The organism is Pseudomonas sp. GM74, assembly GCF_000282455.1.
GTDB lineage: Bacteria > Pseudomonadota > Gammaproteobacteria > Pseudomonadales > Pseudomonadaceae > Aquipseudomonas.
Genome location: NZ_AKJG01000039.1, coordinates 115,152 through 128,171, shown reverse-complemented (window position 1 = coordinate 128,171; position 13,020 = coordinate 115,152). Strand labels below are relative to the sequence as shown.

The following is a 13,020-nucleotide window of genomic DNA, read 5'->3' as shown; positions in this document are numbered from 1 at the left end:
GCCGATGGTAGTGTGGGGTTTCCCCATGTGAGAGTAGGTCATCGTCAAGATTAAATTCCGAAACCCCAATTGCGAAAGCAGTTGGGGTTTTGTTTTTGTCCGCGGGAAAACTCATACAGCAATACCGGACCGGTTCACGCTGTCACCGTCTCCCGACAATGCTAAGGTTCGCCCCTGGCGTTTGTATTTTCCAAGGAAGCCTTTATGCCGGACGCGACGTCCCTCAGTGCTGGTTTTATGGTGGTTCACGGCAACCGCCTGGACGAGTTGCGCAGCCTGGTGGTCAGCTGGATGCGGCGCTACCCGCTGGCTCCCCTGGAGAATGAAATCGCGTTGGTGCAAAGCAATGGCATTGCCCAATGGCTGAAGCTGGCACTGGCGGAAGATTCTGAAGAAGACGACATGGGAGGCTGCGGCATCGCTGCCGCCATCGACGTGCAGTTACCCGGCAGCTTCATGTGGCAGCTCTATCGCATGGTCCTTGGCCGCGACGAAATTCCGGTCAAGTCCCTGCTCGATAAAGCCCCGCTGACCTGGCGCCTGATGCGCCTGCTGCCGCAGTTGATCAACCAACCGCACTTCGAGCCGCTGCAGCGTTTCCTGACCCATGACTCCGACCTGCGCAAACGCTATCAACTGGCTGAGCGTCTGGCGGATCTGTTCGACCAGTATCAGGTGTACCGAGCTGACTGGCTCGAAGACTGGGCTGAAGGTCGCCATCAAACAAGAAACGCCAGGGGCGAAGCCAAACCCCTGACCCCGGCCAATTGCTGGCAGGCAGAGTTATGGCGCGCGCTCTTGCTGGATGTGGGAGCAGAAGGCATGGCGCAAAGCCGTGCCGGTGTCCATCAGCGATTTGTCGAGCGTATCAACCAACTTGAAGCCGCCCCCAAGGGATTACCCTCGCGAGTGATTGTTTTCGGGATTTCTTCGCTGCCTGCTCAAGCCCTGGAAGCATTGGCGGGACTGGCACGATTCAGCCAGGTCCTGCTGTGTGTACACAACCCGTGTCGTCACCATTGGGCGGACATCGTCGCCGATAAAGACCTGTTGCGGCATCAATACAAGCGTCAGGCCCGCAAGAGTGGCATGCCGGTAGTGATCGATCCGCAAACCCTCCACCAGCATGCCCACCCGCTGCTGGCTGCCTGGGGCAAGCAGGGACGGGACTACATCAACCTGCTCGACAGTTATGACGATCCCAACAGCTATCGTTCGGCATTCCGTGACGGACGCATTGACCTGTTCAGTGACGGTCAGCCGCTGAACGTACTCAACCAGTTACAGGACGACATCCTCGAGTTGCGCCCCCTCAACGAGACTCGGGAGCGTTGGCCCGCTATCGATCTTGAGCAGGACGAGTCGATCCGTTTTCACATCGCCCATAGCGCCCAGCGAGAAGTCGAGATCCTCCACGATCAACTGCTCGCGCGCTTCAGCGCCGACCCGACCTTGCGGCCCCGGGACATCATCGTGATGGTCCCGGACATCGACAGCTACGCACCGCATATTCGTGCCGTGTTTGGTCAGCTTGACCGCCAGGACTCTCGCTTCATTCCGTTTACCCTGGCTGACCAGGGCCAGCGTGGTCGCGATCCATTGCTGATTGCTGTCGAGCACCTGCTCAAGTTGCCTGACAGTCGATTCCCCGTTAGTGAGATTCTCGATCTGCTGGACGTCCCCGCACTGCGCGCTCGTTTTGGCGTCGAGGAGCGTGACCTGCCGACGCTGCACCGCTGGATCGAAGGTGCCGGCATTCGCTGGGGCATGAATGCCGAGCAACGTGCCGGGCTCGGGCTACCGAATGAGCTGGAGCAAAACAGCTGGCGTTTCGGCTTGCGACGGATGTTGCTCGGTTATGCCGTTGGCAGCGCCAATGCTTATGAGGGTATCGAACCCTACGACGAGATCGGTGGCCTGGACGCTGCGCTCATCGGTCCGCTGGTGGCGCTGCTGGACGCGCTGGAAGTGGCTCACCACGAACTCTCTCAGCCGGCATCGCCGGGGCAATGGGGCTTGCGCCTGCAGGCGTTGGTGCAGTTGTTCTTCCTTGCCGGCAACGAACACGATGACTACTTGCTGGCCCAGCTCGAAGAGCTGCGCGAGACCTGGCTCGAGACCTGCGAATCCGTCGGCTTGCAGGACGAGTTGCCGCTGACTGTCGTCCGTGAAGCCTGGCTTGCAGGTCTGGATCAGGGCCGTTTGTCCCAACGTTTTCTGGCCGGTGCGGTCAACTTCTGCACCTTGATGCCCATGCGCGCTATCCCGTTCAAACTGGTGTGCCTGCTGGGCATGAATGACGGCGATTATCCCCGCGCGCAACCGCCGCTGGATTTCGACCTGATGGGCAGTGATTACCGTCCGGGTGACCGCTCCCGGCGCGAAGATGATCGCTACCTGCTACTGGAAGCCTTGCTGTCGGCACGGGACCAGCTCTACATCAGTTGGGTGGGCCGAAGCATCCGCGATAACAGCGAGCGGCCTGCCTCGGTGCTGATCGGCCAGTTGCGTGACCACTTGGCCAGCGGTTGGCGATTGCTGCAATGCGACGAGGATCTGCTGGAAGCCATGACCCGGGAACACCCATTGCAACCCTTCAGTGCTCGCTACTTTCACGACGGGGATGAGTCGTTCAGCTACGCCAGCGAGTGGCAGGTGCTTCATCAAGCGGCAGAGCAACAGGCAAGCGCCGAAGTACTCGGGCCCCACGTTCAGGACGAGCCACTGAGCCTCGGTCAGGTGCAGGATTTCCTTCGCAATCCGGTACGGCACTTTTTCAGCCAGCGACTGAAAGTCTTCTTCGAGGCGGCCGAAGTGCCGTTGGCCGATGAAGAGCCTTTTGTCCTGGATGCGTTGCAGCGTTACAGCCTCAGCGATCGTTTGCTCGAAGCGGCGCTGGCAGATCCTGAAAATCCCGGACAGGCACTGGAGGATCAGGCGAAACGTTTGCAGAACAGCGGGCTGCTGCCCTTGGCCGGATTCGGTGAGTGCCTGCAACGGGAGTTGATCGAGCCATTGCCTGACTTGCTGCAACGTCACCAACAGCTCCTGGCGCTGTGGCCAACACCGCTCAGCAGCGCGTTGCCCGTCAGTCTTGAACTGCAGAGCCTGCACATCGAGGGCTGGCTCAGCGGCCTGCATCAGCGTGCTGATGGTGGTTTGTTGTCTGTCACAACGATCCCCAACAGCATCGGCTCGATCAAGTCGCGCAAATGGCATCGACTGACACGCCCGTGGGTCAATCATCTGATGGCTTGTGCCAGTGGCATGGCGCTGACCACCGCATTGGTGGCCAGCGACGACAGCCTGTTGCTCGGTCCGCTGGAGCAGTCCACGGCGCGGACAATTCTCGGTGACCTGTTGATGGCCTGGCAGTCGGGCATGCGCCAGCCACTGCCGATCGCAGTCAAGACTGCCTTCGCGTGGCTGGGGCAAACCGACCCGGTCAAAGCCGAGGCCGCTGCGCGCAAGGCCTACGAAGGGGATGGGCAGACGACGGACGGAGAGCGTCGCGAAAGTCCGGCGCTCGCGCGCCAATTCGCCGATTACGATGCCTTGGTCGCCGACGAGACGTTCCCCCAGTGGTGTGACGCGCTCTATCGCCCGCTTCTTGAAGCGCCCTGGCGTTCACTGTCCAGCGAGGAGTCGCGCTGATGAGCACGAAGACACCTCTGGCCCTGGCATTCCCGCTGCGTGGCAGTCAACTGATCGAAGCCAGCGCCGGGACCGGCAAGACGTTCACCATTTCCGCGTTGTACCTGCGCCTGGTGCTTGGCAATGGTGGAGAGCACGGTGGTGGAGAGCGCAGTGGCTTCGGACGTGAGCTCTTGCCCCCGCAGATCCTCGTCGTGACGTTCACCGACGCCGCGACCAAAGAGCTGCGCGAACGCATTCGCACGCGGCTCGCCGAGGCCGCACGATATTTTCGCGATGAAACACCGGCCCCCGACAGCCTGATTGCCGAGTTGCGCGATCAGTACTTGCCCGAGCAATGGCCGGGGTGCGCAAACCGCCTGGATATCGCCGCCCAGTGGATGGACGAGGCAGCGGTGTCGACCATCCACAGTTGGTGCCAGCGCATGTTGCGCGAGCACGCGTTCGACAGCGGCAGCCTGTTTACCCAGACACTGGAAACCGACCACAGCGACTTGCTGGGGGAAGTCCTGCGCGATTACTGGCGGCTGTTCTGTTACCCGATGCAAGGTGATGCCTTGAATTGGGTGCGCAGCAACTGGGGCGGGCCGGCGGCGTTGCTGCCGCGCATTCGCGCGCTGTTCGCCAGCGAGCGGGATGCGCATGAAGGCAAAGAACCCGCCGAAGTGATTTCGCAATGCTTGCAAGAGCGACGGGCGGCCCTGATCGAGCTCAAGAAACCCTGGCTGCAGTGGTCGGACGAGTTGCTTGCCATCTGTCACCAGGGCGTTGCCGGCAAGGCTGTCGACGGTCGCAAGATGCAGGCACGCTACTTCGAGCCCTGGTTTGAAAAGATCAAAGCCTGGGCCGAGGACGAATCCCTTGAACAACTGGATATCGGCACCGGTTTCACTCGCCTGACCCCGGATGGCATGGCCGAAGCCTGGAAGGGCGAAGCGCCTCGACATCCGGGGCTCGATGCGATGGCCGGTCTCAAGGCCTGTCTCGATGGGTTGCCGACGCCTGATGCCGCCGTGCTGCAGCACGCAGCCCGCTGGGTCGGGACGCGATTCGAGGAGGAGAAACGCCGCCGCGCGGAAATGGGTTTCGACGACATGTTGCTGCGCCTTGATGCGGCCTTGCAGTCCGATGGCGGCGAACGACTGACAACCCTGATTCGTGAACAGTTTCCGGTCGCCCTGATCGATGAATTCCAGGACACCGACCCGGTGCAATACCGGATCTTCGAGAGCATCTACCGCATTGAAGAGAACAGCCCCGAGTGCGGTCTGTTCCTGATCGGCGACCCGAAACAGGCGATCTACGCTTTTCGCGGCGCCGACATCCATACCTACCTGCGCGCCCGGCAGGCCACCACCGGCCGCCTGCACACCCTGGGTACCAACTTCCGCTCAAGCCATGGCATGGTCAACGCGGTGAACCATGTGTTCGAGCGCGCCGAGGCCCGGGAGTCAGGACGCGGCGCTTTCCTCTTCCGGCAGAAGAATGGCGACAACCCGGTGCCGTTCACGCCGGTTGCCTCTCAGGGCCGCAAGGAAGTCTTGCGCATCAATGATCAGGCAGTCACTGCCTTGAACATCTGGCACTTGCCGGCCGAACAACCGTTGTCCGGTGCGGTGTACCGGCAACAACTGGCGGCTGCCTGCGCCAGTGAAATCGCGGCATTGCTCAATGGCGGGCAGCAGGGGCGAGCGGGGTTCACCCAGGACGGCAAAGCCTTCAGGGGCCTGCTGCCGGCGGATATCGCCATCCTGGTGCGCGACGGCAAGGAGGCGCAGGCGGTTCGTGGGCAATTGGCCGCCCGCGGCGTGCGCAGTGTTTACCTGTCGGACAAGGACTCGGTGTTCGCCGCCCAGGAGGCGCATGACGTGCTGACCTGGCTCAAGGCTTGCGCCGAGCCGGATGTCGAGCGACCGCTGCGGGCCGCGTTGGCCAGCATCACGTTGAACCTTTCGTTGATTGAGCTGGAGCGGCTCAATCAGGACGAGTTGGCCTGGGAGTCCCGGGTCATGCAGTTCCGTGGCTATCGCGAAGTCTGGCGCAAGCAGGGCGTATTGCCGATGCTGCGACGCTTGCTGCACGACTTCCGCCTGCCCCAGGCGTTGATCGCCCGCAGTGACGGCGAGCGCGTGTTGACCAACCTTCTGCACCTTTTCGAACTGCTGCAACAAGCCGCCGCCGAACTCGATGGCGAGCAAGCCCTGATCCGGCATTTGTCCGAGCATCTGGCGTTGTCCGGGCAGGCTGGCGAAGAGCAGATCCTGCGTCTGGAAAGTGATGAGCAATTGGTCAAGGTCGTGACCATTCACAAGTCCAAGGGCCTTGAATACCCCTTGGTGTTCCTGCCGTTCATTTGCTCGGCGAAACCGGTGGATGGCAGTCGCCTGCCGCTGCATTACCACGATGAATCCGGCAATGCCCAGGTCACGTTGAAACCGACGGCAGAATTGATTGCCCTGGCTGACGATGAGCGTCTGGCCGAGGATCTGCGCTTGCTCTATGTCGCCCTGACCCGGGCGCAACACGCCTGCTGGCTGGGGGTGGCCGACCTCAAGCGCGGCAATAACAATGGCTCGGTGCTGCATCTGTCGGCATTGGGTTATCTGCTGGGCGGTGGTGCGCCTTTGGCCGACTCCCCGGCGTTGCAGCGTTGGTTGCGGGACCTGCAACAGGACTGCCCGGCGCTGGCGTATGCCGAGATGCCTGAAGCGACAACGGTGCATTACCAGCCACCGCAAAACGATGCGGCACTGCTGGTTCCACTGGTTCCGAAGCGCAAGGCCAGTGAAAACTGGTGGATCGCTTCCTACAGCGCGTTGCGCATTGGCGACACCCTGAGTGTCGGCACCGACGAGGCGCCGGAGAGCCCGCAGGCGCAAAAACTGTTCGATGACGAGCGCCTCGACCCGCAGGCCCCCAGGGAAGTGGTGGCCGGTGGCGGCGATATCCATCGCTTCCCGCGCGGCCCGAACCCCGGCACCTTCCTCCATGGCTTGCTCGAATGGGCGGGAGGCGAGGGTTTTGCTGCGGCACCACAAGAGGTGATCGACGCCATTGCCCGTCGCTGCAACCGTCGAGGCTGGGAGGGCTGGATCAGCACCTTGAGTGACTGGCTGCAGCATCTGCTCAAGTCGCCGCTGCAACTGGGCGGCGGTCAGGCACCGGTGATATTCGGCCAGTTGACGCAGTATCAGGTCGAGATGGAGTTCTGGTTCGCCAGCCATAAGGTCGATGTGCTCAAGCTCGATGCGCTGGTGTGCCAATACACCCATAACGGCGTGGCCCGGGTGGCCGCCGAACCGGTGCTGCTCAACGGCATGTTCAAGGGCTTCATCGACCTGACGTTCGAACATGACGGCCGCTATTACGTGGCCGACTACAAATCCAACTGGCTCGGCGTCGATGATGCGGCCTACACCGCGCAGGCCATGGAGCAGTCGATTCTCGACAACCGTTATGACCTGCAATACGTGTTGTACCTGTTGGCCCTGCACCGTCAGCTCAAGGCGCGGCTCGCCGACTACGACTACGACCGGCATGTCGGCGGTGCGTTGTACCTGTTTTTGCGCGGTACGCGCGCGACCAGCCAGGGTGTGTTTTTCGCCCGGCCGCCAAGAGAACTGATCGAACGTCTGGACAGGCTGTTCCAGGGCAAGCCAGAACCCAAGGCCGAGCCCGCCTGGGAACAGGGAGTACTGTTATGAGTCGCACATTCACCGATTTGTTGCCCACATCGCTGGCAGCCGAAAGCCTGGCCGATCTGGCGCCGCTGAGTCGTGCCGACGACTTGCTGTTGTTGCTCGCGCGTTGGGTCGAGCGTGGCTGGTTGCGCGCGCTGGACAAAGCCTTTGTGGCGTTTCTGCATGAACTGGCCCCGGAGGATGATCCGCTGGTGTTGCTGGCAGCCGCGCTGACCAGCCACCAGTTGGGCCACGGGCATGTCTGCCTTGATCTGTTCGAGACGCTGAAAGAACCGGACTTCGCCCTGTCGCTGCCACCCGAAGGGGACGTGCAAGGCGGCGCGATGCTGTTGCCCTCGCAATTGCTGGGATCGCTGGACGGTGCTCATTGGTGCAAGGTGCTGGCCGCCAGCAACCTGGTCGCGCTGGCCGCTGACAGTCGTGACAACGTGCGCGACCGGCCTTTGGTGTTATCGGGCAAACGCTTGTACCTGCGCCGCTATTGGGCCTACGAGCGGCGGATCGACATCTCGCTGCGCGAGCGTCTGACGGAACACGAATCCACGCCGGGCGACTTGCTCCAGCGTCTCACCGGGTTGTTTGGTCCTGCCCGGCCGGGTGACGTGATCGACTGGCAGAAGCTGGCCTGCGCCCTGGCGACCCGTAGCGCTTTCAGCATCGTCACGGGGGGGCCGGGAACCGGCAAGACCACCACCGTCGTGCGCTTGCTGGCGTTGCTCCAGGCGCCGGCGGTCGAGGTCGGCATACCCCTGCGCATTCGCCTAGCCGCACCGACCGGCAAGGCCGCGGCGCGTCTGACGGAATCCATCAGCCAGCAAGTCCGGACCTTGAAGGTCACGGAGGACGTTCGGGAAAAGATTCCGTCCGACGTCACCACCGTTCACCGTCTGCTTGGCAGCCGTCCCGGGACTCGTCATTTCCGGCACCATGCGGGCAATCGCCTGCCGCTGGATGTGTTGGTGGTGGACGAGGCCTCGATGATCGACCTGGAAATGATGGCCAACCTGCTCGACGCCTTGCCCGCCCATGCGCGCCTCGTGCTGTTGGGTGACAAGGATCAATTGGCGTCGGTAGAAGCCGGTGCGGTTCTGGGGGACCTGTGTCGCGACGCGGAGGCTGGCTGGTACAGCCCGCAGACCCGCCAGTGGCTGGAATCCGTCAGTGGCGAAAACCTGCAGGCCAGCGGCTTGCAGGAGGACGCCCGGGGCACTCATCCATTGGCTCAACAGGTCGTGATGTTGCGCCATTCCCGGCGATTTGGTGAAGGTAGCGGCATTGGCCAACTGGCTCGCTGGGTCAACCAGCAGCAACCCGAAGAAGCCCGCAAGTTGCTGTCGGCGCGAAGCCATGACGATGTGTATTGTTTGTCCCTCAAGGGGGAGCAGGATCGGGCCCTGGAACGCTTGCTTCTCGACGGCCACGGTGAGGGCCCGCAGGGTTATCGACATTACCTGAGCGTGCTGCGCAATCAGCGCCCGCCACTGGACAGCCCGCTGGAAGATTCGCGCTGGATTGATTGGGCTCGGCAAGTGCTGCAGGCCTTCGACGCGTTCCAGTTGCTATGTGCCGTGCGCAAGGGGCCGTGGGGTGTCGAGGGCTTGAACCAGCGGGTGACGGAGGCTTTGCTCAGGGCGCGGCTGATCGACAGCGACCAGCAGTGGTACGAAGGTCGTCCTGTGCTGATGACCCGCAATGATTACGGGCTGGGTTTAATGAATGGCGATATCGGCATTGCCCTCAAGCTCCCGGAACAGGATGGCCACGGAAAACAGGTTCTGCGTGTGGCATTCCCACGCAATGATGGCCAGGGTGGCGTGCGATTTGTCCTGCCCAGTCGCCTGAATGATGTCGAAACCGTGTACGCCATGACCGTGCATAAATCCCAGGGATCGGAGTTCGCGCATACCGCGTTGATTCTTCCCGATGCCTTGAATCCGGTACTCACCAAGGAATTGATCTACACCGGCATTACCCGGGCCAAGGACTGGTTCACCTTGATCGAGTCCCGTGCGGGGGTGTTTGAAGAGGCGGTGAAACGCCGGGTCAAACGTTTGAGCGGGCTGATGCTGGAACTCAAGGACGGCAGCGAGCCGGCAGGCTGAAAGGTCAGTGAGCGGTTGTAGGAAATTGTCCAAAGCAGCGTAGTACGTGGCCTCGCTGGCATTTCCTCGCTGTGCTATCGTTGCGGCATCATTTCGCTACGGTCAAAGAGTATCCCTGCATGAAGGTGGCTGTCAGGACGACAGAGCGCGTCGTTGGCTGTAGAAAAGCGCTGGTTGCCATTCTTCTTTGTCTGCTGGCCAGCGTCGTTTTCGCTCAATCGCAAGCCCCGGTGGGCATGGCGGACCAACGCGCCAAAGCGGTTACCCAGGTGGTCCTCGGCATCCTCAGCTATGCCCGCTGGCCCGTTGAACCTTTGCTGCTGCGCTTGTGCCTGGTCGGCCCTACCGAATACACCGACGACCTGGTCAAGGGTACGACCCAGGCGACGGGTCGACCTGTCACGGTGCAACGCTTGTTGGCAGACAACCCTTCGATTGTCAGTGACTGCGATGCGGTTTATATCGGCAAGCTGACCGGCGTAGAACGCAGCCGATTGTTCGCCGCGTTGATCGGGCATCCGGTGTTGAGCATCAGTGAGAGCGATGAGCAATGCACCGTCGGCAGCCTGTTTTGCTTGCGGGTCGGCGACGAGCAAGTGTCGTTCGAGGTCAATCTCGACTCTGTCGCCCGCAGCGGCGTACGCATTCATCCGAGTGTGTTGCAACTCTCGCGCCGCAAGCCGGCGGCGCCATGAAACTACTGAAACCGGGCAGCCGCCCGACTTTGCATTCGGTCATCGGTCGCGGCAATTTGCTCGTTGCGCTGGTGGGCGTCGCCATGGCCAGTGTTTCACTGACGTTGCTCGGCGTGCTGGCCTTGCGCGTGTACGCCGATCACAACCTGCACCTGATTGCGCGCTCGATCAGCTACACCGTGGAAGCCGCGGTGGTGTTCAACGACAAACCCGCCACCACCGAAGCGCTGGCGTTGATTGCCTCCACCGAAGAGGTGGCCGACGCTCAGGTGTTCGATCAACAGGGTCAGTTGTTGGCTCGCTGGCAACGACCGGAAACCGGTTGGGTGTCCGATCTCGAATTGCACATCGCCAAAGCGTTTCTGGAAGAACCCATGAGCATGCCGATCCTCCATCAAGGGCAGGAAGTCGGCAGTATCAGGCTCACCGGTCATGGCGCCAGCCTGATGCGCTTTTTGCTCAGCGGTCTGGTGGGCATCCTGGTGTGCACGGCCATCAGCGCCTGGGTTGCGCTCTTCCTGGCGCGCCGACAACTTCGCGGGATCATCAAGCCCCTGCGCAACCTGGCCGCCGTCGCCCACGCCGCGCGCAGTGACCGCGCCTTCGACAAGCGTGTGCCGCCCGCCGACATTGCCGAACTCGATAATTTCGGTATCGACTTCAATGCCCTGCTCGATGAACTCGAAGCCTGGCAGTCGCACCTGCAAAGCGAAAACGAATCCCTGGCTCACCAGGCCAGCCACGACAGCCTCACCGGATTACCCAATCGGGCGTTTTTCGAAGGTCGCCTGATGCGCGCGTTGCGCAACGCCAACAAGCTCGGCGAGCGCGTGGCGGTGCTGTTTCTCGACAGCGATCGCTTCAAGGAGATCAACGACAGTTTCGGCCATGCGGCGGGTGATGCGGTGTTGGTGGCCGTGGCCAATCGGGTTCGGGCGCAACTGCGGGAAGGGGATCTGGTGGCGCGGTTGGGTGGCGATGAATTTGCCGTGTTGCTGACGCCACTGCACAAGACCGAAGACGCCGAACGGATTGCCGACAAGATTCTGTCCAGCATGGACATGCCGATTCCATTGCCGGGCAGTACCCAGGTACTGACCTCACTCAGTATCGGCGTCGCGGTGTACCCGGATCATGGCGCAACGCCGGGTGCCCTGCTCAACGCCGCCGATGGCGCGATGTACCAGGCCAAGCGCCTGTCCCGAGGCGCACAGTACACGGCAGGGTCGGAGCACCCCGCCGCCGATGTTCAAAACAGGAGCTGATTTACGTGTTCACATTCAACCCGCGTTCCCTGCGTTTTTTCACCATGACCCTGCTCGTGGCCTTGCTGAGCCTGGCCGGTTGCCAGACCACCCCGCCAAAAGGCCTGACCCCGGCGCAAATCGCCGTGCTGAAACAGCAGGGTTTCGAGCTGACCGACGATGGCTGGGCCTTCGGTTTGTCCGGCAAGGTGTTGTTCGGCAGCGACGATGACAGCCTGAACAAGCAGAGCACCGAGATCGTCGAACGCATCGGCAAGGCGTTGTTGGGGGTGGGTATCGAACGAGTACGGGTCGATGGTCACACCGATGCATCGGGCAAAGAGGCTTACAACGAGCAACTGTCCATGCGTCGGGCGAAAAGCGTTGCCAAGGTGCTCAACACCGTCGGCATGAAACAGGAAAACATCCAGCTGCGTGGCCTGGGCAGCAGCGTGCCGGTGGCCAGCAACAGCACATCCAGTGGCCGCACCGAAAATCGCCGGGTGGCGATTGTGGTCAGCTCCGACTAATCGGCAAACAGCATCTCCCGGCTTTCCCCCATCAACAGGCCCTGATTCTGCTCGGTCACCTGGCGGATGTAATCCCACAACAGGGTGATCCGCTTGAGCTTGCGCAGGTCCTCGCGGCAGTACATCCAGAACTGTCGGGTGATGTTGATTTCCTGTGGCAACACCGGCAGCAGGCGCGGGTCCTGGGTGGCGAGGAAGCACGGCAGGATCGCCAGTGAGCGTCCTTGCTGCGCGGCCACGAACTGCGCAATCACGCTGGTGCTGCGCAGGTTGGCACTGGCCCCGGGCAATACGTTGGCCAGGTACAGCAGCTCCGAGCTGAACGCCAGGTCGTCGACATAACTGATAAATGAATGCTTGGCCAAATCGGCTGGTTTGCGGATCGGCGGGTGGTTGTCCAGGTATTCCTGGGTCGCGTACAGCTGCAATCGGTAGTCGCACAGCTTGCAGCAGACGTACGGGCCATGCTCCGGCCGCTCCAGGGCGATGACGATGTCGGCCTCGCGCTTGGACAGGCTGATGAAGTGCGGCAGCGGCAGGATATCCACTGAGATCGCCGGGTAGGTGTCGACGAAGTGGCTCAGCTGTGGCGTGATGAAAAAGCTGCCGAAGCCTTCGGTACAGCCCATGCGCACATGACCGGACAGTGCCACGCCGGAACCGGAAACCTGCTCGCACGCCATGTGCAGGGTACTCTCGATCGACTCGGCATACCCCATCAACCGCTGGCCCTCGGCGGTCAGAACGAAGCCGCTGGTCCGGGATTTTTCGAACAGCAAAGTGCCCAATGCGGTTTCCAGGGAGCTGATGCGCCGCGACACGGTGGTGTAGTCCACCGCCAGGCGCTTGGCCGCGGTGCTGGCTTTGCGGGTGCGGGAGACTTCGAGGAAAAACTTGAGGTCATCCCAGTTCAGCGAACCGAGGGAGGTGATGTTTTTTTGCATGTTGGACCGGTTTTAATGTGCGTTCTTATTAGATGTTTGCACATCTATACTCCAAAAACAGTCCGACAACCAATTCGCGACACATAGCTCATCTCAGGGCGACTATCTCTCCCTGGCTCCCAAGATAAAAACAAGCATCCGGAGGCCCAC

At 61.6% G+C, this 13,020-nt stretch carries 7 protein-coding genes; 6 read left to right on the top strand and 1 reads right to left on the bottom strand.

All coding sequences use genetic code 11. From position 1 onward, the window contains the following. Nucleotides 1-204 precede the first annotated feature (204 nt). The 6 genes from recC (at nt 205) to PMI34_RS21380 (ending at nt 11,926) form a co-directional block, all read left to right on the top strand. On the top strand, nt 205-3,654 hold the full coding sequence (gene recC, locus PMI34_RS21355) for an exodeoxyribonuclease V subunit gamma (RefSeq protein ID WP_008047587.1): 3,450 nt from the start codon (nt 205-207) through the stop codon (nt 3,652-3,654). Continuing rightward, nucleotides 3,654-7,358 carry an exodeoxyribonuclease V subunit beta gene (gene recB, locus PMI34_RS21360; protein WP_008047585.1) on the top strand — a complete coding sequence of 1,235 codons (3,705 nt, stop codon included), beginning with the start codon at nt 3,654-3,656 and terminating at the stop codon, nt 7,356-7,358. Before recC ends, recB begins: the two co-directional genes overlap by 1 nt. Continuing rightward, the gene (gene recD, locus PMI34_RS21365) at nt 7,355-9,457 is read left to right on the top strand and encodes an exodeoxyribonuclease V subunit alpha (RefSeq protein ID WP_008047583.1); all 2,103 of its coding nucleotides are present in this window, start codon (nt 7,355-7,357) and stop codon (nt 9,455-9,457) included. The genes recB and recD overlap by 4 nt, the downstream gene beginning before the upstream one ends. Before the next feature lie 119 nt (nt 9,458-9,576). Beyond that, nucleotides 9,577-10,152, top strand: a complete 576-nt coding sequence (locus tag PMI34_RS21370) for a YfiR family protein (RefSeq protein WP_008047581.1) — start codon at nt 9,577-9,579, stop codon at nt 10,150-10,152. Next, nucleotides 10,149-11,417 (top strand): diguanylate cyclase domain-containing protein, encoded by a 1,269-nt coding sequence (locus PMI34_RS21375; protein WP_008047578.1) that lies wholly within the window; start codon nt 10,149-10,151, stop codon nt 11,415-11,417. The genes PMI34_RS21370 and PMI34_RS21375 overlap by 4 nt, the downstream gene beginning before the upstream one ends. 44 nt (nt 11,418-11,461) lie before the next feature. Beyond that, entirely contained in the window at nt 11,462-11,926 is a 465-nt protein-coding gene (locus PMI34_RS21380; RefSeq protein ID WP_177318796.1) for an OmpA family protein, read from the top strand. Here the strand turns inward: PMI34_RS21380 and PMI34_RS21385 are convergent. After that, the gene (locus PMI34_RS21385; protein ID WP_008047574.1) at nt 11,923-12,870 is read right to left on the bottom strand and encodes a LysR family transcriptional regulator; all 948 of its coding nucleotides are present in this window, start codon (nt 12,868-12,870) and stop codon (nt 11,923-11,925) included. The genes PMI34_RS21380 and PMI34_RS21385 overlap by 4 nt on opposite strands. Between the last annotated feature and the right edge of the window lie 150 nt (nt 12,871-13,020).